The sequence below is a fragment of the Marinovum algicola genome (genome assembly GCF_900109145.1).
In the GTDB taxonomy this organism is placed as follows: Bacteria; Pseudomonadota; Alphaproteobacteria; order Rhodobacterales; family Rhodobacteraceae; genus Marinovum; species Marinovum algicola.
Genome location: NZ_FNYY01000002.1, coordinates 441,200 through 463,486, shown reverse-complemented (window position 1 = coordinate 463,486; position 22,287 = coordinate 441,200). Strand labels below are relative to the sequence as shown.

Genomic DNA, 22,287 nt, shown 5'->3' with positions numbered 1-22,287 from the left:
GGCCGTCCCGGGCTTCTTCTGGCCGAAAATATTCCCGGGGGAGCCCGCAGGGCGGGGGCAGAGCCCCCGGGTCCGTCGGCGACAAAGCGCGCGAACATTGAGCGAACAAGGCTTTTCAGCCCGCGTCCGAACGGGTAAAGTCGCCGCATGAGCAGTTTTGACGACATGGACGCTTTCGAGGCGGCCTCCTCCCTCTCGCAGCGCGCCATGGCGGCGCGTCCCGCGCCTTATCTCGACGGGCTGAACCCGGCCCAGCGCGAGGCCGTGGAGGCGCTGGACGGCCCGGTGCTGATGCTGGCCGGCGCCGGCACCGGCAAGACCAAGGCGCTGACCACGCGGATCGCGCATCTGCTGAACACCGGCAAGGCGCGGCCGAACGAAATCCTTTCGGTGACCTTCACCAACAAGGCCGCGCGCGAGATGAAGCTCCGCGTTGGCAAGCTTTTGGGCCAGGTGGTCGAGGGCATGCCCTGGATGGGCACCTTCCACGCGATCGGCGTCAAGCTGCTGCGCCGACACGCCGAGCTGGTGGGGTTGAAATCGAATTTCACCATCCTCGACACCGACGACCAGATCCGCCTGCTGAAACAGCTGCTTTCGGCGGCACAGATCGATGACAAGCGCTGGCCCGCCCGGCAACTCAGCCACATCATCGACAATTGGAAGAACCGGGCCTGGACGCCCGACAAGGTGCCCGCCGCCGAGGCCGGAGCCTTCAACAATCGCGGGGTTGAACTTTATGCCCAGTATCAGGCCCGGCTGAAAGAGCTGAACGCCTGCGATTTCGGCGATCTGCTGTTGCATTGCGTGACGATCTTCCAGACGCAGGAGGACGTGCTGGCCCAGTATCAACGCTGGTTCCGCTATATTCTGGTGGACGAATACCAGGACACCAATGTTGCCCAGTATCTCTGGCTGCGGCTCCTGGCGGGCGGTCACAAGAACATCTGCTGCGTCGGCGACGACGATCAGTCGATCTACGGCTGGCGCGGCGCCGAGGTGGGCAATATCCTGCGCTTCGAAAAGGATTTTCCCGGCGCCAAGGTGGTCCGGCTGGAGCAGAACTACCGCTCCACCCCGCATATCCTGGCCGCCGCCGGCGGGGTGATCGCCGGCAACACGGGGCGTCTGGGCAAGGAGCTCTGGACCGATGCGCCCGACGGCGAAAAGGTGCGGCTGATCGGCCATTGGGACGGCGAGGAGGAAGCCCGCTGGATCGGCGACGAGATCGAAGCGATGCAGGGTGGCACCCGCGGCATGCGGGGATTTTCGCTGGATGACATGGCGATTCTGGTGCGCGCCTCGCACCAGATGCGCGCCTTCGAGGATCGCTTTCTGACCATCGGCCTGCCGTACCGGGTGATCGGCGGACCCCGGTTCTATGAGCGGATGGAGATCCGCGATGCCATGGCCTATTTCCGCGTCGTGGTCAGCCCCGAGGATGATCTGGCCTTCGAGCGCATCGTCAACACGCCCAAGCGCGGACTTGGCGACAAGGCGCAGCAGACCATCCAGCGTCTGGCGCGCGACACTGGCGTGCCGCTGGTCGAGGGCGCGCGGCTGGCGGTGGAGAGCGGGGCGATCAAGGGCAAGGGCGGCAATGAACTGGCCCGGCTGCTCGACGGGCTTGCGCGCTGGGGCCGGATGACCGGCGAGAAGGACGTCAGCCACGTCGAGCTTGCCCAGATCATCCTCGACGAAAGCGGTTACACCACCCATTGGCAGAACGACAAGACACCCGAGGCGCCGGGCCGGTTGGAAAACCTCAAGGAGCTGGTCAAGGCGCTGGAGGAGTTTGAGAACCTGCAAGGCTTTCTCGAACACGTCAGCCTGATCATGGACAACGAGAGCGAAGAGGCCGGCGCCAAGGTGTCGATCATGACGCTGCATGCCGCCAAGGGGTTGGAGTTTCCCGCGGTCTTCCTGCCGGGCTGGGAGGATGGGCTTTTTCCCTCGCAGCGCAGCATGGACGAGAGCGGCCTCAAGGGCCTGGAGGAGGAGCGACGGCTGGCCTATGTGGGGATCACCCGCGCCGAGGAGGTCTGCACCATCAGCTTTGCCGCCAACCGGCGGGTCTTTGGCCAATGGCAGTCGCAGCTGCCGTCGCGCTTTGTCGATGAGCTGCCGGAGGCGCATGTCGATGTGCTCACTCCACCGGGGCTTTATGGCGGCGGCATGGCCGGGCAGAGCTTTGGCTCGGGCATGGAAAGCCGGGTGGCCGAGGCAAATGTCTACAATTCGCCCGGCTGGAAACGGCTTCAGGAGCGGCAGAGCCAGCGCCCGATGGCGCAGCCCAAAGAGAGCCGCAACACGGTGATCGACGCGACGGCGATCTCGAGCTTCACCATGGGCGAGCGGGTGTTCCACCAGAAGTTCGGCTATGGCGCGGTGGTGGGCATCGAGGGCGACAAGATCGAGATCGATTTCGAGAAGGCCGGCGTCAAGAAGGTGGTCGCACGCTTCATCAACGCCGCCGATGACGTGCCGTTCTGAGCCCGGACTTCGCCGACAATGATCCCGTCCCGGGACGCGCCGCGGGAGCTCTGGCCGGCGGATGCCGCGCCTGCCAAGAGGCCCCGGGTCAGGCCCGGGGCCCTGGCGTGACGGAGAATGGCGCCTCCACCGACTTTACGCTGTCTTGCGGCTCCGAATCCCCGTAGTCTGATCCGGCAAGGTGCCTGCGGTTCTGCCGCGGGAGAATTGGGAAGCCGGTGAAAGACCGGCGCTGCCCCCGCAACGGTATGGCCGGGGGATGTGGTCAGTACCACTGGGCGTCACGCCCGGGAAGGGGCCGCATCCGCAATCCCGCCGAGCCCGGAAACCAGCCTTCGCAGTGACGTCAAACCGCGGGTGGCGGGCAGGGCGCGGGGTCGGGCGCATTGCCTTGCCGCCGTTTCCTCTCTGCCTGCCCGTTCTGCATCAAGGCCACGGGGCGTGGCGGAAAGGATCGAGATGACCAGACCTCTCACCGCAGCAAACGGGAGGGCCGCAGCATGATGCTGGCCCGTATTCTTGCCGATCTGCGCCATGCCGAGACGGGGACCGCGCCCGAGGCCGCGGCGCGCGCCGGTTTTGTCCGCTGGGTGCTGTCGCTGCCACCCGGGGTGCCGGTTTCGGCCGCGGCGGCGGCCGCGGCCGTGCGGGTCCGGCCGCAGGCCGGGCAGGGTCGGGCGGTGGCGCTGTTTCTGAAGTGTCTGGACGAGGCTTGTGTCACGGCGAATATCGCGCCGGAGCGGCGCGGTGGCGCCCGGGCGCGGCGACGGGGGCGCGCGTGACTTCGGACCCCGGAAAGGAACCCCGAAAATAAGAACGGCGGCACGGGAGGTGTGCCGCCGTCTTATTTTGACCGACGCTCCTGAATGCGAGGAGACGAAGCGTCAGTGCCGGTCGGACCTCAGGCCATTTGGGAGGAGGAGCCTTCGGTCCGGGTATTCCCGACCGCAAAGGGAGGAGAGCGGCGGGAAATTCTATGTCTTTGCCGGCGTCACGCATCCGGCGTGGCGGCGGGCCGGAGCCCTGAAACTGCTATGCCCCCGGGGGGAAGAACGGCGGCACGGGAGGTGTGCCGCCGTCTTTTCAACACCAGCGCTCCTGAATGGGAGGAGACGAAGCGCCGGCTGGAGCGGACCGCGGGCCTATTGGGAGGAGGGGCCTTTGGTCCTGGTATTCCCGACCGCTATTGGGAGGAGGGCGGCAGGGAATTCTGTCTGGGCCGCTTGCCGGCCCGGTGTAAAAGGCGGCGACATCAGGGAGGAGGAGAGATGTCGCCGCTGAGACACAGAAGACTCAGGGAGGAGGAGAGAGCCTTCTGATCCGGTATCAGTTATAGGCTGCGTGATAGGCCACGCGGCGGATTTCGCTGCGGCTCAGGCCGAGATCGGCGAGCTCGCGGTTCGACAGGCCTTGCAACTCGTTCATGGTTTCCCGATACACGCGGTACTGTGCATAACGTGCGGTCAGGGACTTGAGCGCAGCCTGGAAGCGTTTGTTCAGTCCGGCCTGAACGGGGGTGTTCGTGGTGATGTCTGCCATGGCGTTTCGCCTTTGTTGTCGTCAGTGTCTGTTCGTTTCGTTGACATCAATGTAGTCGAATGCTGCGTGCGCACAATCCCAAGTGCGATCAATGCTGCTATGCAGCAATTGCATGTGTAAGCGCTTAGACGCGAGTAGACCTTAAGACTAAAGTCGTAATTTACTCGCATAGGTTGAATATCGCGGTTTTGTGAGGTGATACGCGGCACCGCGACCCAGATTGGGGCAGGAAAATCATGGAAGAGATCATCCGAAAAGAGCTGGCTAGGTTCGAGATTCCCGGTGGCGGAGACCTGATTTCGCGCGATTTGATTCGAGCGCTGAATATCGAGGACGGTGTGGTGCGCTATGTGATCGAGGCGCCCTCGCCCGAGATGGCCCGCCAGATGGAGCCGCTGCGCGCCGCGACCGAACGGGCCGTGGCTTCGATCTCCGGCGTGCGCGAGGTGCATGCGGTGCTGACCGCGCATGAGGCCAAGGCCCCGCCGAGCCTCAAGGTCGGCGGCCATCCCAAGCCCCAGGCCGGCCCGATGAAACCCGCGGGCGTCAAGCGCATCATCGCCATCGCCTCGGGCAAGGGCGGGGTGGGCAAATCCACCGTTTCGTCGAATCTCGCCGTGGCGCTGGCCCGCGCCGGCAAGAAGGTGGGCCTGCTCGACGCCGATATCTACGGCCCATCACAGCCGCGCATGATGGGCGTGTCGCAACGCCCCGCCAGCCCCGACGGCAAGATCATCGAACCGTTGGTGGCGCATGGCGTGACCATGATGTCGATCGGGTTGATGCTCGATCCGGCCAAGGCGGTGGTCTGGCGCGGTCCGATGCTGATGGGGGCGTTGCAGCAGATGCTGGGGCAGGTGGCCTGGGGCGAGCTTGACGTGCTGCTTGTCGATCTGCCGCCGGGCACCGGTGACGTGCAGCTGACGCTGTGCCAACGCTCCGAGCTGTCGGGGGCCATCGTCGTCTCGACGCCGCAGGACGTGGCGCTGCTGGATGCGCGCAAGGCGGTGGACATGTTCCATACCCTGAAGACCCCGATCCTGGGAATGATCGAGAACATGTCGCTGTTCCATTGCCCGAGTTGCGGCTTCGAGGCGCATATCTTTGGCCATGGCGGCGCGGCGCAGGAGGCCAGCGACATGGGCGTGCCGCTTCTGGCGCAGCTGGCGATCGATCTCGACACGCGGCTGGCCGGTGACAGCGGAACGCCGGTGGCGGCGGGAACCGGGCCGATGGCCGAGGCCTATGCGCAGCTGGCCCAGGGCATGATTCGCGGCGGGCTGGTCTGAAGGGCGCGTGCCGATAAGAGAGGCCGGCCGCCTCTAGCGGAGGCTTTCCAGCGGCTGAAAGATCGGTCCATCCGCGCTGCGGCTGTAAAAGGCGCGCAGGGCAAAGACCTCTTCCAGCCGCTCCGGCGTCAGCACCGCGCCGGGGGCGCCGTCGGCCACGGCGCGGCCCCGGTCCAGCATGACGAGCCGGGTGCAATGCCGCGCGGCGAGGCCGAGATCGTGCAGCGAGACCACGACGGCCTTGCCTTCGGCGGCAATCCGGCCAAAGACCTCCATCGTGGTGATCTGTGCTGCCGGGTCGAGCCCGGCAATGGGTTCGTCCGCCATCAGCAGAGGCGTTTCCTGGGCCAGCGCGCGGGCGATCAGCACGCGGGCCTGTTCGCCGCCCGAAAGGTGATTGGCGGGGCGATGGCGGAAGCTCTCGAGCTTCATCCGCCGGATTGCCCGGTCCACCGCCGCCCGGTCTTCGGGGCGCAGCCGGCCGCCGCGCGGCAACCAGGGGGTGCGGCCCAATGCGATCACCGCCTCGACATCGATGCCCCAGGCGATCTCGCGGCTCTGCGGCATCCAGGCGGCCTGGCGGGCACGGGCGTGCGCCGGCAGATCGGCGATATTGCTTTGGCCCTGATGCGCCAGAAGGCCCAGCGCGGCACGCAGCAGCGAGGTCTTGCCAGCGCCGTTGGGGCCGATCAGGCCGACACATTCGCCCGGGCCGACCCGCAACGAGACATGATCGACCACCGGGCGGCTGCCGCGATGCACCGAGAGGTCTTGCAGAGCCAGAAGGGCGGTCATGCGAACTCCTTCCGGGTCTTGTAGATCAGGTGCAGGAACAGCGGCGCGCCGATCAGCGCCATGACGACACCAAGCTTGAGATCGCGGTCGGGCAGGATCAGCCGCACCGCGATATCCGCCGCCAGTACCAGCACGGCGCCTCCGAGCGCCGAGGCAAACAACAGCCGCGACGGCCGCGCGCCGACCAGCGGGCGGAGGATATGCGGCACCACCAGCCCGACAAAGCCGATGGCGCCCGCCACCGCCGTGGCGGCGCCGACGACGCTGGCGGTGGCGATCACCAGCGTCAGGCGCAGCCGGGTCAGGCGGATGCCCAGCGCCTGGGCGGCGTCTTCGCCAAGGGTCAAGGCATCGAGACCGCGGCCCAGCGTCGCCAGCATGAGCCAGCCCAGCACCGAAAGCGGCAGCGCCAGCCAGACATGGGTCATCGACCTGTCAGCCAGCGAGCCCATCATCCAGAAGACGATTTCCGAGGTGGCAAAGGGGTTGGGCGAGAGGTTCAGCACCAGCGACAGAAGCGCCCCGGCCAACGCCGAGATGGCGATCCCGGCCAGGATCAAAGTCAAGGAGGCGCCGCGCGGCCCGGCCAGCGTCAGGAGAAGCAGCACGCCGAGCAGCGCGGTGCCGAGCGCAGTCAGCGGCAGCGCGAGGGTGAAGGCGGCGGCCAGCCCGGTCTGGAGCGCGATCACCGCGCCGAGCGCGGCCGAGGCGGAGACGCCAATCAGCCCCGGTTCGGCCAGCGGGTTGCGCAGATAGCCCTGCATCGCCGCCCCGGCCATGCCCAGCGAGGCGCCGACGATCACCGCCAGAAGCGCGCGCGGCAGGCGAATCTCGCGCATCACCAGCGTCATCGGCGTGCCGTCATCGAGGATCAGCGCCGAGAGACTGTCCAAGACGCCGACCGGCGCCGGCCCGATCAGCAGCGAGGCCAGGAAGAGCGCGGCGACACCCAGCGTCAGAAGTGGCATCAGCCGGCTCATCGCGTGGCCTCCAGCGCCCGGCGCAGCGGCGCGAGCCCTTCGATGGCGCGCAGCACATGCGGCGTGCCGCAGACCCAGTCGGCATCGGTCACCGCCGCGCCCTGCGCGCCCCGGCGCAGGGCCTCGATGACCGGGTGATCCATGATCCGCTCGGCGCGGCTGGTGCCGGGATAGGGCTGGCCGGTGATGATCGCCTCGGGGGCCGCCAGCGCGAGGATTTCCAGCGGCAGCTTGCCGCCGGTCTCGTAACCGGCGGTGATGGCGATATTCTCGAAGCCGGCGGCGGTCAGGATCTCATGCGCCAGCGACGCGCGGCCCGAGGTGAAACCATTGGCATGATAAAGCGCCGCGCGAGGGCGTCGTGTTACCTCGGCTTGCAGGGCGGCGAGGCGGCTGTCGAAATCGGCCACCATGTCGCGCGCGGCCGCCTGCCGGCCCAGCGCTTCGCCCATCTCGAGCACCGCGCGCCGCACGCCCGCCATGGAGGTGACGATGTCGAAGGTGGCGACCGGAATGCCGAGATTTTCCAGCGCCTCGACCGAGGCCCGTGCAGTATACCGCCCGGCCAGAACCAGGTCGGGCTGCATGAGATAGATTTCTTCGGCGCGGCCATGGTTGATGACATAGTCCTGCGCCGCATCGGCCATCGAGGAGGCGCGCCGGTCGAGCGCCACGAAGGAGACCGAATGCAGCTGGCCCGGCGCGGCCAGCATCATGGCGAGCTGGTCGGTGCAGAGGTTGATCGAGACAACCCTGCGCGGCGCCTCCTGCGCCTCGGCCGCCGCGCCGATCAGCGCGGCGGCGAGCAGGAGCGCCTTACAGAGACGCACGGACCCCGAAATACGCGGCGCGATCCGATTGGCCATAGCCCGGCGCGGTCTGGTATTCCTCGTCAAAGATGTTCTCGATCCGCAGATAGACTTCGGCATCCTCCATGATCTCATAGGTCAGGGTGGAATTCACCACGCCGTAATCGTCCAGATCGTCGGCCCGGTTGCCGGCCCAGAGCCCGGTGACATTGAGCGAGGCGCGTTGCCCCAGATTCGCGGTCACAGAGGCCGAGGCCTGTTGGCCGGGCACAAAGGCCGACCAGCTCGAGGTGTCGAGATCGGCGTCGGAAAAGCTGTCGGTCCAGGTGTAGGAGCCGTCAAACCGCAGCCCCTCGCGCAGCGCGCCGCCAAAGGCCAGCTCCAGCCCCTGCCGGGTCGAAGTGCCCTCGGCCTGCACGTAACCGAAGGTGGTGAAAGAATAGTCGATGATGTCCTCGGCTTCGACATGGAAGGCGGTGGCGCGGACAAAGGCGGTCTCGCCGTAGCGCTTCTCGACGCCCAGATCAAAGCTCTTCGAGGTTTCGGGATCGAGATCGGGGTTGCCGGCAAAGCCGTCGTAAAGCTCGTAGCCCGAAGGCGCGCGGAAGCCGGTGGCGGCATTGGCGCGGAAGATCAGGTCATCCATCGGGCGATAGACGGCCGAGAGACGGCCGGTGGTATGGCCGCCAAATTCGGAATGTACGTCATGGCGCAGCGCGGCCGAGAGGTTCCACATATCGTTCGGTGCCCAGGTCAGTTCGGCAAAGGTGCCGTTGACGGTGGTGTCCTGGCTCTGTCCGTCGACAAAGAGGCCGAAAATCGTGTGGTCCAGCGCCACGGCGGTGTCGAATTCCTCGATCGTGTGATCGGCGCCAAATGCCAGCCGCGCGGTGGCGCCAAGATCGACGCCGCCCTGGTAGCGGTATTCCATCCGGGTGCCGGTATAGTCGAAGCGGTCGTCGGAGATGCCGCCAAAGCTGGCCGAGGTGCCTGTCAGCGTGCGGTCGATGCGGAACCAGGCGGCCGAGACCGAATGATCCACCGCGCCGGTGACGAAATCAAAGCCGATGCGGGCGCCGTTCTGTTTCTTGACCGTCAGCTCGTCGGGGCTGCCGTCAGATACCACGCCGCCCGAGGCCTCGTCATATTCATAGTCCGAGCGCTCGTCGAAGAACGACAGATGCATCACCAGATCGGGCGAGCCCAGTTCGTAAGAGCCGGCAAAGCTCAGCCGGGTGGCCGAAAAGCCGTCTTCCTCGTCATTGCCGTCGTTTTCGTCGGCGGCGGAAAATCCGTCCGAGCGGGCGTGAGAAAAGGTCAGCGCGCTGTCGTAGCCATCGCCGGCCGTGGTCAGGGTCACGGCGCTGCGCAGGGTTTCGTAGCTGCCGTATTCCGAGGCGATCTGCACGCCGAACCCGTCCTTGTCGGCGGTTTTGGTGGTGATGTTGATCACCCCGCCAAGCGCCTCGGAGCCATAAAGCGCCGATTGCGCGCCGCGCAGGATCTCGATGCGCGAGATGTCCGACGTCATCAGCCCGCCGAAATCAAAGGCCACCTGGGTGCCGCTCGGATCGGATACGTCGATACCATCGACGCGCACCTGGATGTTGTTCTGCCCGACGCCGCGAATCGAGACCCCGGCAGAGGTGCCCAGCGGGCCGGTGGCGCGGATCGTCACGCCGGGCTGGCGGGCGAGAAAATCGATCACCCGGGTCTCGCCGGTGGCCTCCAGGTCGTCCTCGGTGATCACGGCGGCGGAAACCCCGGTCTCGTCGGCGGGTGCCGCCTCGAGCCCGGCCGAAAGGATCAGCACGCCGAGATCATAGGCGTCGTCCTGGGCAAGAGCAGGGGTGGCACAGAGCGCGGAGAGCGCGGCGCTGGTCATCAGGGTGGAGCGGGTCATTTTGTATCCCTCGAAGGCCGGTCGGGCCGATTGACGTTTCGGAGGGAACAGCGCCCACCGTTTCAGTGAAGTCACCGCGACGGGGTTGCCGTTATCCGTGACGCGCCCCGCGTCGGGATAGGGTGAGCTCCTGGCAGGTCTCCTGACTTCGCGGGTCGTTGCATCCGCCGGGCCTTCCCGCGGCCGGTGGCCACAGTGGCAGTTTCCGAAGGTGCTCGCCGCTCACAGTTGCGGGGGCAGTCGCGGCTTTGCACCGCGTTCCCTTTTCACGAACCCCTTGCGAGGCCCGAACCAAGACAGGCTTCGTCTAATTGTGCCGGCTCAGCCTGGCAAGACGGCAATTCGCACGCCCCGTCACGCGGCTTCAGGTGCGGCATGGCGGCCACGCCGGCGCCTTTTTGGGAATCCATGGCCGCAGAGGGCCTGAATGGCCCTGGCGGGCGGGCGCGGCCCCGGCGGGAAATCAGGACCGCGCCGGGAAACCATGGGACATACGGGAAATCGTGGGACGGATGGGAATTCATGGCACCGGCCCAATCCGGTGCGGCGACAGAATCAAGAATTGGCTCTCGATTCCGTGATTCGTGTGTGAGTCACAGCGCCGGAATTGCCAAAATCCGCAAAAGCAGGCGCGGCGGAATTTGGGGAAACGGGTAAATCACGGCGCTGCCCCGAAAATTCCGGGATTTCGTGGGAAAAAAGCCACAGCGCCTCAATTACTATATATGGTATGAGCAAAAAGCCGCTTCCGCTATAAATTCCAAAAACAGTATCAATTTTACCCCAAGATGTTGTTTTCCACAGGGGGTGTGGACAATATGATGTGGGTCTTTCCCAATTTTGCCTGTTGATTTCCATAATTTCCCATGGCATCCCTTATATCACGATGAGGGACGGAGATAGGGGCAGCAAACGACCCCGCAACCAACTCCGAACAAAAGCAAAAACAGGTTTCATACAGGCATCCGCCTTTCATCGTGAAACAGAGATCCGGCGCGCGGGCGAGCAGACATCCCCCCAGGTGGCGCGCGCAGCTGGACATCCCGCAAGAGCGGGACAGGCGGCGGGTTGATCAGTGGCAGCAGATCAATCCGCCGTTTTTACATCCAAGACGTGGGGGGTTTCGCGGGGGCGCGAGCAAAGGACGGCAGGACAGTGAGCCGCAGGTTCAGAGGCGAAAGCCGCCACAAGGTGGATACAAAGGGCAGGGTGTCGATCCCGGCCCTGTTTCGCCGTGTGCTGGAAGCTGCTGATCCGAATTGGAAATCCGGCGAAAACCCCGAGCTCGTAATTGTCTATGGCGATCACCGGCGCAACTACCTCGAATGTTACACGATGGAGGCGATCGACGAGGTCGACGCCAAGATCGATGCCATGCCGCGCGGGTCGATGCAGCGCAAGATGCTGCAACGGCTGTTTCACGGCCAATCCTATCCCACCAACGTCGACGAGACCGGCCGCCTGGTCCTGCCCGCCAAGCTGCGGGACAAGATCGGTCTGGAAAAAGAGGCCTTTTTCATCGCCGCCGGTGACACCTTTCAAATCTGGCACCCGGACACCTACGAGAAGGAAGAGCTGGCCAAGACCGAAGAGTGGCTCGACGAGCTGCCCGAGGATTTTGACCCGCTGTCCTTCCTCGATGGACCGGCAGAGGGAGCCTGAGCCATGGCCGCCGCTGCTGTCACACCCCCCGCGGCCCCGCATATCCCCGTTCTGATCCGACCGCTGATCGCGGCGGTCTCGCCGGTGGCGGGCACCTGGATCGACGGCACCTTCGGCGCCGGGGGCTATACCCGCGCCCTGCTTGACGCCGGCGCTGATGAGGTCGTGGCGATCGACCGCGACCCGCTGGCCTTTGAGCTGGCGGCCGACTGGATGGCCGGCTACGGCGCCCGCATCCGCCCGGAACAGACGGTCTTTTCCAAGATGGACGAGGTTGCCGATCAGGTGGACGGCGTGGTGCTCGATCTCGGGGTCTCCTCGATGCAGCTTGACCGGGCCGAACGCGGCTTTTCCTTCATGAAGGACGGCCCGCTCGACATGCGGATGAGCCAGGACGGCCCCAGCGCCGCCGATCTGGTCAATTCCGCCACCGAGCAGGACTTGGCCGAGATCCTCTATGTCTTTGGCGAGGAACGTGCCTCGCGCCGGATCGCCAGGAACATCGTCAAGGCCCGCACCGAAGCGCCGTTTGAAACCACGCTGCAACTGGCCGGGGTGATCGAACGTTCGCTGCCGCGCGCCAAGCCGGGGCAGAGCCATCCCGCAACGCGCTCGTTCCAGGCGCTGCGGATTGCGGTGAACGACGAATATACCGAGCTGTTCGAAGGGCTGATGGCCGCAGAACGGGTGCTGCGGCCGGGCGGCCTGCTGGCGGTGGTGACCTTTCATTCGATCGAGGACCGGATGGTCAAACGCTTCCTTCAGGCCCGCGCCGGACATTCCGGCAATTTCAACCGATACGCGCCGCAGGTCGAGGCGGTGCCGGCCCAGTTCGAGATCGTCACCCGCAAGGCCGCCGGCCCCGACAAGCAGGAACTGGCCGAGAACCCGCGCTCGCGTTCGGCGCGGCTGCGGGTGGCCCGGCGCACCGAAGTGCCGGCCGGGGAGATCGACGCCAAATCCATCGCCATGCCGCAACTCAAGAGGACAAGGTAATGCGCTCCGTTCTGTATGTGATGACAGCGCTGACGGTGATCGGGCTGGCCTTCTGGGCCTACCACGAGAACTACGAAACGCAGGAAGCCATTGAAAAGACGGCCAAGCTTCAGAGCGAGATCGGTGCGGCCCGGGTCCGACTTTCGGTGTTGCGTGCGGAATGGGCCTATCTCAACCGGCCCGACAGGTTGCGCGATCTGGCCGAGCTGAACTTTGACCGCCTCGGCCTGCTGCCGCTGCGGCCGCGGCATTTCGGCAATGTCGATCAGGTGGCCTTTCCGGCGCCGGTGTTCGACGATTTCGCGCCGATCACCAATTCCGTTGTCACCTCCTCGCAAGGCGCAGAGCAAGAGCAAGAGCCATGATCCGCACACCGCTGCGCCCCTTGGCGCGCATCCTCGACGCCCGACAAAAGGGCGAAAACCCCGATGCCATCGAACGCGAGAACCTGCGGCTGCGCCACGAAGAGATTCGCGACCGGCTCCGGTTGCGCGCCGAGCAGCGGCTGTTGTTGCTGGGTATCATGTATTTCTGCGCCTTCCTGGTGATCGCCGTGCGTATGGGCGGGCTGGCCGCCTCCGAGGCGACCGAGCCGCGAGCCGCCACCAATGGCGCGTCGATCATCGGCCAGCGCGCCGATATCGTCGACCGCAGGGGCCGCATTCTGGCGACAAACATGGAGGTCTATTCGCTCTATGCCCATCCGCAGCAGATGATCGATCCGCTGCGCGCGGCCGAGGAACTGGGCAAGATTTTCCCCGAGATCGACGTCGCCGACCTCAAGAAGCGGTTCACCTCCGAACGAAAATTCATGTGGATTCGCAAAAAGCTGAGCCCCGAGCAGAAGCAGGCGGTGCATGACATCGGCGAACCCGGGCTGCTGTTCGGCCCGCGCGAGATGCGGCTCTATCCCAACGGCGCGGTGGCCGCGCATGTGCTGGGCGGCTACGGCTTCGGCCGCGAGGGTGTGCATTCCGCCGAGGTGCTGGGCACCGCCGGCATCGAGAAGTTCGAAGACAAGTTGCTGCGCGATCCGGCACGCGAGGGCGCGCCGCTGGAACTGTCCATCGATCTGACGCTACAGGCGGCGGCCGAAAAGGTGCTTTACGGCGGTATGAAGATCATGGGCGCCAAGGGCGCGACCGCCATTCTGATGGACGCCAGCAATGGCGAGATCCTCTCGCTGGCCAGCCTGCCGGACTTCGATCCGAACGACCGGCCGCTGCCGGCGCTTGGGGATGATCCTTCGATCAGCCCGCTGTTCAACCGGGCGGTGCAGGGGGTCTACGAGTTGGGGTCGACCTTCAAGATCTTTGCCGCGGCGCAGGCGATGGACCTTGGGATCGTCGGGCCCGACTCGATGGTCGACATCCGTGGCCCGCTCACCTGGGGGCGGTTTCGCATCCGCGATTTCAACAATTACGGCAAGGAGTTGTCGGTCACCAAGGTGATCGTCAAATCCTCCAACATCGGCACTGCGCGGCTGGCCCAGAAGATCGGCACACCGCGCCAGCAGGATTTCCTGAAGCGGCTCGGCTTTTTCGACGTCACCCCGGTCGAGTTGCAGGAGGCCAAACACGCCAAGCCGCTGCTGCCGCCGAACTGGTCCGAACTCAGCACCATGACGATCTCTTATGGCCACGGGCTGTCGGTGTCGCCCCTGCATCTGGCCACCGCCTATGCCGCCGTGGCAAATGGCGGGCGCATGGTCGCGCCGACATTGCTGCGCCAGACCGGCCCCAAGCTGGGCGACCGGGTGATGTCGGAAAGCGCCGCCGCGGCCGCGCGCGCCATGCTGCGGCTGGTGGTCAGCCACAAGGAGGGCACCGCGAGCTTTGGCGAGGTCAAGGGCTATGCGGTGGGCGGCAAGACCGGCACCGCCGACAAGCCCAAGCCCAAGGGCGGCTATTACAAGGACAAGGTGATCGCCACCTTCGCCTCGATCTTTCCGATCCACGATCCGAAATACGTGCTGGTGGTGACGCTGGACGAGCCCGAGATCCACGCCGCCGGCGAGTTGCGCCGCACCGCCGGCTGGACCGCCGTGCCGGTGGCCGCCGAGATGATCGAACGCCTGGCACCGCTGCTGGGGCTCAGACCCACGATTGAACCCGAGACGCTGGCTGGTATAACGCTCACCAGTCAGTGACGGGGTCCTTCATGAGCAGAACCAAAACGCTTGCCGATCTGGGCCTCAGCGCCCGGGGGGGCGCCGACGCCACGATTACCGGCATCACGGTCGACAGCCGCGAGGTCGAAGAGGGCTTCCTCTTTGCCGCGCTGCCCGGCGCGCGGGTGCATGGCGCGGAGTTCATTCAATATGCCCTGCGCATGGGCGCGGGCGCGGTGCTCACCGATGCCGAAGGTGCGCGGATTGCCGCCGAGGTGCTCGACGCAAGCCATGTCGCGCTGATCGTCGCCGAAGACCCGCGCCAGGTGCTGGCCTATACCTCGGCGCTCTGGTTCGGCGCCCAGCCAGAGGTCATGGTGGCGGTGACGGGCACCAACGGCAAGACTTCGGTCTCGACCTTCTGCCGCCAGATCTGGATGGCGCTCGACCTGCCGGCGGTCAATCTCGGCACCACCGGCGTCGAGGGCGCCTGGGAGGCGCCGCTTGCCCATACCACACCAGAACCGGTGACGCTGCACCGCACCCTCGCGGCGGCGGCGGAAAACGGCATCACCCATGCGGCAATGGAGGCCTCGTCGCATGGCCTGGCGCAGCGGCGGCTCGACGGCGTGCATCTTCAGGCCGCCGGTTTCACCAATTTCACTCAGGATCATCTCGACTATCATCACACGTTCGAGGCCTATTTCGAGGCCAAGGCCGGGCTTTTCCTGCGCGTTCTGCCCGAGGATGGCACCGCCGTTCTCAACATGGACGACCCCCGGGTCGTCGATCTCGAGCCGGTCTGCGCCGCGCGCGGCCAATCGGTCCTGACCGTGGGGCGGGGCCAGGGCCGCGACCTGCGACTGGTGGCGCAGCGGTTCGATGCCACCGGCCAGGATCTGCGGTTCGAATGGCTAGGCCAGGCCTATCAGACGCGGCTCAAGCTGATCGGCGGCTTCCAGGCCGCCAATGTGCTCTTGGCCGCCGGGCTGGTGATCGCCGCCGGCGAGAGCCCGGCCCGGGTCTTCGAGGCCCTGGGCGAGCTCGGCACCGTGCGCGGCCGCATGCAGCTTGCCGCCACCCGCGCCAACGGGGCCGCCACCTTCGTCGATTACGCCCATACCCCGGACGCCGTAAAAACCGCGCTCTCGGCGCTGCGCCCGCATGTCATGGGCCGGCTGATCGCCATTGTCGGCGCCGGTGGCGACCGTGACACCGCCAAACGCCCACTGATGGGCCAGGCCGCGCGCGACAATGCCGATATCGTCATCGTCACCGACGACAATCCCCGCACCGAAGACCCGGCCGCGATCCGCGCCGCGGTGATCGAAGGCGCCGGCCCCGAGGCGATCGAAGTGGCCGACCGCGCCGAAGCCATCCTGCGCGGCGTCGACATGCTTTCGCCCGGCGATGCGCTGCTGATCTGCGGCAAGGGCCACGAAAGCGGCCAGGTTGTGGGCGACACCACCTATCCCTTCGACGATGTCGAACAGGCCAGCGTCGCGGTCTCGGCGCTTGACGGGGTCAACCCGTGAGCCTCTGGACGGCCGAAGAGGCCGCCGCCGCCACCGGCGGGCGCAACACGACGGGCTGGCAGGCCAGCGGCGTCTCGATCGACACCCGCACACTGCAACCCGGCGATCTCTTTGTCGCGCTGAAGGCCGCCCGCGACGGTCATGATTTTGTCGCCCAGGCGCTGGAGAAAGGCGCCGCAGCCGCGGTTGTCACCCATGTGCCGGAGGGGGTGAGCGAAGCTGCGCCGCTGCTCATCGTCGAGGCCATCATGCCGGCGCTCGAAGCGCTCGGCCGCGCCGGCCGCGACCGGACAGAGGCGCAGGTCGTCGCCGTAACCGGCTCGGTCGGCAAGACCTCGACCAAGGAAATGCTGCGCCAGACGCTCGCGGCCTTCGGCCCCACCCATGCCTCGGTGGCCAGCTACAACAACCATTGGGGCGTGCCGCTCACCCTGGCCCGGATGCCCCGCGACAGCGCCTTCGCGGTGATCGAGATCGGCATGAACCACCCCGGCGAAATCGCCCCACTGGCGGGCATCGCGCGGCCGCATGTGGCGATGATCACCACCGTCGCACCGGCGCATCTCGAGGCCTTCGGTGCCATCGAGGGCATCGCCGAGGAAAAGGCCAGCATCCTGGCGGGCCTCGTCGCGGGCGGCACCGCGGTGTTCAACGCCGAGATCGAGACCGCCGCGATCCTGCGCGCGGCCGCGCGTGCGGCCGGCGCGCGCTACATCGGCTTTGGCGAAACGCCGCGCGCGCAGTATCGGCTGGCGCATGTCGAGATGGCGCATGGCGTCACCGTCGCCCGGGCCCGGGTGCGCCACGAGGATCTGCATTTCAAGATCGCCGCCACGGGGCGGCATTTCGCGATGAACGGGCTGGGCGTGCTCGCCGTAGGGGATGCGCTGGGCCTCGACCCGGCGCTGGCCGCCGCCGCCCTGTCCCGCTGGGCGCCGGTCACCGGCCGGGGCGCGCGCCAGACCATCGCCCTCGATCCCGTCGATCCTTCCAGGGCGTTGGAAGTGATCGACGACAGCTACAATGCCAACCCGGCCTCGATGGAGGCCGCCCTGGCGGTGCTGGCCGCGACACCGGCCGGCGAACGCGGTCGCCGCATCGCCTGTCTCGGCGATATGGCCGAACTGGGCGACACCGCGCCCGAACTGCATGCGGCGCTGGCCGGTCTGCCGGCGATGGACGAGATCGACCGGGTGTTCTGCGTCGGCCCGCTGAGCAAAAACCTCTGGCAGGCGCTGCCGGCCGAGAAACGCGGCAAGTGGCAACCGACGGTCGCCGATATCCTGTCCGACGTCCGCCGGGATCTGCGCGCGGGCGATGTCTTGCTCGTCAAGGGATCGAAAGCCACCGGCCTGTCGGCGCTGGTTGACGCGATCCGCAAAATGGGCCATGGCGCCCCACAATAAGTGGTAGGGAAGGGGCATGAGATGCTCTACTGGTTGACAGCTTTGTCCGATGGCGGGGATTTTTTCAATCTTTTCCGCTACATCACCTTTCGGGCAGGCGGGGCCTTCATGACGGCGCTGATCTTCGGCTTCATCTTCGGCAAGCCGCTGATCAACGTGCTGCGGCGCAGCCAGGGCAAAGGCCAGCCGATCCGCGACGACGGCCCCGAAGGTCATGTCGCCAAGGCCGGCACGCCGACCATGGGCGGGCTGCTGATCCTCAGCGCGCTGCTGACCGCAACGCTGCTCTGGGCGCGGCTCGACAACCCTTACGTGCTGATGGTGCTCTTCGTGACCCTGGCCTTCGGCCTGATCGGCTTTGCCGATGATTACGCCAAGGTCTCGAAACAGAACACCAAGGGGGTGCCGGGCCGGGTGCGGCTGTTGCTCGGCTTCGTGATCGCCGGCATCGCCGCCTATTGGGCGGCGATCTATCACCCCGACGAGCTGCAATTCCGCCTCGCGCTGCCAGTGCTCAAGGACACGCTGCTCAACCTCGGCTGGCTGTTCCTGCCCTTTGCCATGTTCGTCATCGTCGGCGCCGCCAATGCGGTGAACCTGACCGACGGGCTCGACGGGCTGGCGATCATGCCGGTGATGATCGCCGCCGGCACCCTCGGCGTCATTGCCTATGCGGTGGGCCGGGTCGACTTCACCGAATATCTTGACGTGCACTACGTGCCCGGCACCGGCGAGATCCTGATCTTCACCGCCGGGCTCTTCGGCGGCGGCCTGGGCTTCCTGTGGTACAATGCCCCGCCGGCGGCGGTCTTCATGGGTGACACCGGAAGCCTCGCGCTCGGCGGCGCGCTCGGGGCCATCGCGGTGGCCACCAAACACGAGATCGTGCTCGGCGTGGTCGGCGGGCTCTTCGTGGTCGAGGCGCTCTCGGTCATCATCCAGGTGCTCTATTTCAAGCGCACCGGCAAACGGGTCTTCCTGATGGCGCCGATCCATCACCATTACGAAAAGAAGGGCTGGGCCGAACCGACCATCGTGATCCGCTTCTGGATCATCTCGCTGATCCTCGCGATCATCGGCCTGGCCACGCTCAAGGTGCGCTGACGGCGCCCCTCGGCGCGTCTCGTCCCTTCCTCTTGCTGCAAATACCGCGGGGGTCCGGGGGCTGGCCCCCGGTCCGCCCCATGTCGAAGGAACCACCGCAATGATCCCAGTACCCGGTTTCGAAAACGCCCGCGTCGCAATTCTCGGCCTCGGCCGCTCCGGCCTCTCCGCCGCCCGCGCCTTGCGCCAGGGCGGCGCGATCCCGGTCTGCTGGGACGACAACCCGGAAGCCCGCGACCGGGCCGCGGACCAGGGCTTCGAAGTCTTCGACCTGCGGGAAGGGGGCGCCTTCGACGACATCGCAAGGTTGATCGTTTCGCCGGGCATCCCGCATCTCTACCCGGCGCCCAACCCGGTGGTGGTGGCAGCGCAGGCGGCCGGTGTGCCGGTCGACAATGACATCGGGTTGTTCTTTCGCGCGCTGGCCCATGCCGGCTGGGAGGCGCATGACACCCTGCCGCGGGTGGTGGCGGTGACCGGCTCGAACGGCAAATCCACCACATCGGCGCTGATCCACCACGTTCTCGAGGCCTCGGGCCGCGCCGCGCAGCTGGCCGGCAATATCGGCCGTGGCGTGCTCGATATCGATCCGCCGGGGGATGGCGGCGTGGTGGTGCTGGAGCTGTCGAGCTATCAGACCGAGCTCGCAAGGGCGTTGACACCGGATGTCGCGGTCTTCACCAATCTCAGTCCCGACCATCTCGACCGGCACGGCGGCATGGGCGGATATTTCGCCGCCAAGCGCCGGCTCTTTGCCGAGGGCGGGCCGGATCGCGCGGTGGTGGGGGTGGACGAACCCGAGGGACGGTTCCTCGCCGGTCAGCTCAGCGAGGGGCCGGGCGATGACCGGGTGATCCGGGTCTCGGTGGCCGGCAAGCTTGGCGGTCCGGGCTGGCATGTCTTTGCCCGCAAGGGGTTTCTCTCGGAATATCGCAAGGGGCGCCAGGCCGGGTCGATCGACCTGCGCGAGATCAAGGGGCTGCCGGGGGCGCACAACCATCAGAACGCCTGCGCCGCCTATGCGGTCTGCCGCACATTGGGGCTGGCGCCGCGGGTGATCGAACAGGCCTTTCACAGTTTCGCCGGCCTGCCGCACCGGTCGCAGCTGATCGCCGAGGCCGGCGGCGTGGCCTATGTCAACGACAGCAAGGCCACCAATGTCGACAGCGCGGCCAAGGCGCTCAGCGCCTTCCGCAACATCCGCTGGATCTGCGGCGGCTTGCAGAAGGACGGCGGGCTCGAGGGGCTGGCGCCGGGGCTGGCCAATGTGGCCAAGGCCTATGTCATCGGCCGCGAGGCGGCGGGCTTTGCCCTCGGGTTGCCCGGGATCGAGGCCGAGGTCTGCACCGAGATGTCGACCGCGGTGGAACGCGCCATGGCCGAGGCGCAGCCCGGCGAGACGGTGCTCCTGGCGCCGGCGGCGGCGAGTTTCGACCAATACGACAATTTCGAGCAGCGCGGGGTGGATTTCACCCAGAACGTGCTGGCGCGGTTGCCGCAGGCATAGGGTGCAGGGGGCGCTGCCCGGCCGTTGATTGCAGCGTCTACCGGCGGGGTTTCGAACCTAAGGGGCGCGGTCTCAGAGACGGCACCGTGTAGGTTCGAAGGGGGCAGGGGGCGCTGCCCCCGTCGCCTTGCGGCGACTCCCCCGCGGTACTTTCGGCAAAAGGAAAGCTGCGGGAAGATCCCCGGCTCAATCGTGGATCGACTGCCGCAGCCGGTCGAGATGGCCGTGCCGCAGGGCGTCGATATGGATCACGCCGGGCTGCACCGGGATTTCCGGCAGGTCGAGGATGCGGGCGATGGCGTAGCGGTGTTCGCCGCCGCCGCGGCGCAGGGCGCGGCCGTTGCGATCGATATGGACGAAGATGCCGCCGTGCTCGCGGCGGAAATATCCCGGCACTTCCGAGCGCGGCCGCAACCGGCGGCTGCGGCTCACCTCTTCGTACAGCCGGTCGATGCCGGCGTAGCGCCGCTTGAGGTCCTCGAGCGTGCGGCAGCCGTCGGATTCGCCGCGTTTGGCGATGTTTTGCAGGTGGCGCTCGTAGACGCCGGTGTCTTCCCAGGGTTTGCCCTCGAGGAAATGCAGCCGGCAGGCGATGTGTTTGAAGGAGTCTTCCAGCGGTTTGATCGACAGGTCCCAATCGCCGCCGCGGACCAGCCCGCTGTGGCGGCGGCGGAACTCGGGCGCGCCCTTGCCGGGGTCGGGGGCATAGGCGGCATGCACGTCTTGCAGCGGCACGAAGAGCGCCGCGTCCGAGAGCGGCGCCTGGTCGCGGAAGCGCAGGCGGTTGAGGATGTCGCGGACGAATTTCTGCGGCACCTTGGCTTCGAGCGCGCGAAGGAAATTGCCGGGCTTCAGGGGCGGATATTCGATAGGGGCCATCCGGCGCTCCGTTCAGGGTGGCGGCTGTGTAACGGATATGTGGCGGCGGTGTAAATATTCCAGCCCCGCGCGGGGTCAGCCCTGCGCCGCGATCGCCGTGCCCGCCGCATGGCCCGAGGCCCAGGCCCATTGGAAATTGTAGCCGCCGAGCCAGCCGGTCACATCCACCGCCTCGCCGATGGCATAGAGGCCCGGCAGGGCCTTGGCCTGCATGTCGCGCGAATTGAGCCCGTCTGTGTCGATGCCGCCCAGGGTGACCTCGGCGGTGCGATAGCCTTCGGAGCCGGTGGGCCTTTGGCGCCAGTCCGCGAGCGTGGCGCAGAGCGCGCGCAGGCGGCTGTCGGATTGATCGGCGAGGTTGCCGGCGAGGCCCAGCGGGGCGGCGAGGTGATCGACCAGCCGCGCCGGCAGGTGGCGCGCCAGGGCGGTGGTGAGGTTGACCCGGCCGGCCGCTTGCCGGGCGGCGCGCAGATCCTCGTAGAGCCCGGGCGGGGCGAGGCGCAGGGAAATCTCGTCGCCTTCGCGCCAGAAGGAGGAGGCTTGCAGGATCGCCGGCCCGGAGAGGCCGCGGTGGGTAAAGAGCAGCGCCTCGTCGAATCCGGTGCCATTGGCGGTGGCCGTGACCGGCAGCGAGACACCGGAGAGCGGCGCGAAGCGCTGGTCGGAGAAGGTCAGCGGCACCAGGGCGGGGCGGGTCTCGGTCACCGCTAGCCCGAATTGCCGGGCGAGGTCATAGGCCAGCCCGGTGGCGCCCATCTTGGGGATCGACTTGCCGCCGCTGGCCAGCACCAGGTTGCGGGCGGTGACCGCTGTGCGCTGCCCGTCCCGCTCGAGCACGACCGAGAAGCGGCTGCCGTCGTGGCGGACCCCGATGACGCTGGTGCCGAGCCAGAGCTCGGCCCCGGCGGCGCGCATCTCGGCCAGCAGCATCTCGACGATCTGGGTAGATTTGCCGTCGCAGAACAGCTGGCCCAGGGTCTTTTCATGCCAGGCGATGCCGTGGCGGTCGACCAGCTCGATGAAATCCCACTGGCTGTAGCGTTTCAGCGCGGATTTGCAGAAATGCGGGTTCTGCGACAGAAAGTTCTCGGGCCCGGTGTGCAGATTGGTGAAATTGCAGCGGCCGCCGCCGGAGATGCGGATCTTTTCGCCCGGCGCGCGGGCGTGATCGATGAGCAGCGTGCCGGGGCCGGCCCGGGCCGCGCACATCAGCCCGGCGGCGCCGGCGCCAAGTATGAGGGTGGTCACATCCATCCGCCAGCGGTGCCCCGAAACGCCGG

18 protein-coding genes and 2 riboswitches are annotated in these 22,287 nt (G+C 66.8%); of the genes, 11 read left to right on the top strand and 7 right to left on the bottom strand.

Annotated features, from left to right (window positions below):
* The first annotated feature begins 147 nt into the window (after positions 1 to 147).
* Entirely contained in the window at positions 148 to 2,493 is a 2,346-nt protein-coding gene (locus BMW90_RS05150) for an ATP-dependent helicase (protein ID WP_074835348.1), read from the top strand.
* A 162-nt stretch (positions 2,494 to 2,655) separates the two neighbouring features.
* Positions 2,656 to 2,844: riboswitch (cobalamin riboswitch) on the top strand.
* A gap of 149 nt (positions 2,845 to 2,993) precedes the next feature.
* Positions 2,994 to 3,275 (top strand): hypothetical protein, encoded by a 282-nt coding sequence (locus tag BMW90_RS05145; protein WP_074835347.1) that lies wholly within the window; start codon positions 2,994 to 2,996, stop codon positions 3,273 to 3,275.
* Positions 3,276 to 3,819: 544 nt separating this feature from the next.
* Here the strand turns inward: BMW90_RS05145 and BMW90_RS05140 are convergent.
* Positions 3,820 to 4,032: a DUF1127 domain-containing protein gene (locus tag BMW90_RS05140; RefSeq protein WP_048530597.1), complete on the bottom strand. Its 213-nt coding sequence runs from the start codon at positions 4,030 to 4,032 to the stop codon at positions 3,820 to 3,822.
* A gap of 236 nt (positions 4,033 to 4,268) precedes the next feature.
* On the opposite strand from BMW90_RS05140, the gene BMW90_RS05135 reads away from it, so the two are divergent.
* Positions 4,269 to 5,321 carry an Mrp/NBP35 family ATP-binding protein gene (locus BMW90_RS05135; protein ID WP_074835345.1) on the top strand — a complete coding sequence of 351 codons (1,053 nt, stop codon included), beginning with the start codon at positions 4,269 to 4,271 and terminating at the stop codon, positions 5,319 to 5,321.
* A gap of 33 nt (positions 5,322 to 5,354) precedes the next feature.
* On the opposite strand, the gene BMW90_RS05130 is transcribed toward BMW90_RS05135, so the two are convergent.
* From BMW90_RS05130 to BMW90_RS05115, 4 genes are read right to left on the bottom strand one after another with little or no spacing between them, the layout of a single operon-like run.
* Complete coding sequence (locus BMW90_RS05130; protein WP_074835344.1) at positions 5,355 to 6,116, bottom strand: ABC transporter ATP-binding protein; 762 nt, start codon at positions 6,114 to 6,116, stop codon at positions 5,355 to 5,357.
* The gene (locus tag BMW90_RS05125; RefSeq protein WP_074835342.1) at positions 6,113 to 7,096 is read right to left on the bottom strand and encodes a FecCD family ABC transporter permease; all 984 of its coding nucleotides are present in this window, start codon (positions 7,094 to 7,096) and stop codon (positions 6,113 to 6,115) included. The genes BMW90_RS05130 and BMW90_RS05125 overlap by 4 nt, the downstream gene beginning before the upstream one ends.
* Entirely contained in the window at positions 7,093 to 7,926 is an 834-nt protein-coding gene (locus tag BMW90_RS05120; RefSeq protein WP_244526430.1) for an ABC transporter substrate-binding protein, read from the bottom strand. The genes BMW90_RS05125 and BMW90_RS05120 overlap by 4 nt, the downstream gene beginning before the upstream one ends.
* Positions 7,913 to 9,808 (bottom strand): TonB-dependent receptor plug domain-containing protein, encoded by a 1,896-nt coding sequence (locus tag BMW90_RS05115; protein WP_074835341.1) that lies wholly within the window; start codon positions 9,806 to 9,808, stop codon positions 7,913 to 7,915. The genes BMW90_RS05120 and BMW90_RS05115 overlap by 14 nt, the downstream gene beginning before the upstream one ends.
* A gap of 115 nt (positions 9,809 to 9,923) precedes the next feature.
* Positions 9,924 to 10,119: riboswitch (cobalamin riboswitch) on the bottom strand.
* 844 nt (positions 10,120 to 10,963) lie between these two features.
* Here BMW90_RS05115 and mraZ point away from each other — a divergent pair.
* The 8 genes from mraZ (at position 10,964) to murD (ending at position 20,128) form a co-directional block, all read left to right on the top strand.
* Positions 10,964 to 11,470, top strand: coding sequence for a division/cell wall cluster transcriptional repressor MraZ (gene mraZ, locus BMW90_RS05110; protein ID WP_074835339.1), 507 nt, complete (start codon positions 10,964 to 10,966; stop codon positions 11,468 to 11,470).
* Positions 11,471 to 11,473: 3 nt separating this feature from the next.
* On the top strand, positions 11,474 to 12,466 hold the full coding sequence (rsmH, locus tag BMW90_RS05105) for a 16S rRNA (cytosine(1402)-N(4))-methyltransferase RsmH (RefSeq protein ID WP_074835337.1): 993 nt from the start codon (positions 11,474 to 11,476) through the stop codon (positions 12,464 to 12,466).
* The gene (gene ftsL, locus BMW90_RS05100) at positions 12,466 to 12,831 is read left to right on the top strand and encodes a cell division protein FtsL (RefSeq protein ID WP_048530610.1); all 366 of its coding nucleotides are present in this window, start codon (positions 12,466 to 12,468) and stop codon (positions 12,829 to 12,831) included. The genes rsmH and ftsL overlap by 1 nt, the downstream gene beginning before the upstream one ends.
* Positions 12,828 to 14,615: a peptidoglycan D,D-transpeptidase FtsI family protein gene (locus tag BMW90_RS05095; RefSeq protein WP_048530612.1), complete on the top strand. Its 1,788-nt coding sequence runs from the start codon at positions 12,828 to 12,830 to the stop codon at positions 14,613 to 14,615. Before ftsL ends, BMW90_RS05095 begins: the two co-directional genes overlap by 4 nt.
* 11 nt (positions 14,616 to 14,626) lie before the next feature.
* Positions 14,627 to 16,111, top strand: a complete 1,485-nt coding sequence (locus BMW90_RS05090; RefSeq protein ID WP_074835335.1) for a UDP-N-acetylmuramoyl-L-alanyl-D-glutamate--2,6-diaminopimelate ligase — start codon at positions 14,627 to 14,629, stop codon at positions 16,109 to 16,111.
* Positions 16,108 to 17,517, top strand: a complete 1,410-nt coding sequence (locus BMW90_RS05085; protein ID WP_074835334.1) for a UDP-N-acetylmuramoyl-tripeptide--D-alanyl-D-alanine ligase — start codon at positions 16,108 to 16,110, stop codon at positions 17,515 to 17,517. Before BMW90_RS05090 ends, BMW90_RS05085 begins: the two co-directional genes overlap by 4 nt.
* A gap of 21 nt (positions 17,518 to 17,538) precedes the next feature.
* Positions 17,539 to 18,621 (top strand): phospho-N-acetylmuramoyl-pentapeptide-transferase, encoded by a 1,083-nt coding sequence (gene mraY / locus BMW90_RS05080; RefSeq protein ID WP_048530619.1) that lies wholly within the window; start codon positions 17,539 to 17,541, stop codon positions 18,619 to 18,621.
* A gap of 100 nt (positions 18,622 to 18,721) precedes the next feature.
* Entirely contained in the window at positions 18,722 to 20,128 is a 1,407-nt protein-coding gene (murD, locus tag BMW90_RS05075) for a UDP-N-acetylmuramoyl-L-alanine--D-glutamate ligase (RefSeq protein ID WP_074835332.1), read from the top strand.
* A gap of 186 nt (positions 20,129 to 20,314) precedes the next feature.
* On the opposite strand, the gene BMW90_RS05070 is transcribed toward murD, so the two are convergent.
* Together BMW90_RS05070 and BMW90_RS05065 are read right to left on the bottom strand one after the other, a co-directional pair.
* On the bottom strand, positions 20,315 to 21,007 hold the full coding sequence (locus BMW90_RS05070) for a hypothetical protein (RefSeq protein WP_074835331.1): 693 nt from the start codon (positions 21,005 to 21,007) through the stop codon (positions 20,315 to 20,317).
* Between the two features lie 75 nt (positions 21,008 to 21,082).
* Entirely contained in the window at positions 21,083 to 22,261 is a 1,179-nt protein-coding gene (locus BMW90_RS05065) for a BaiN/RdsA family NAD(P)/FAD-dependent oxidoreductase (RefSeq protein ID WP_074835329.1), read from the bottom strand.
* Between the last annotated feature and the right edge of the window lie 26 nt (positions 22,262 to 22,287).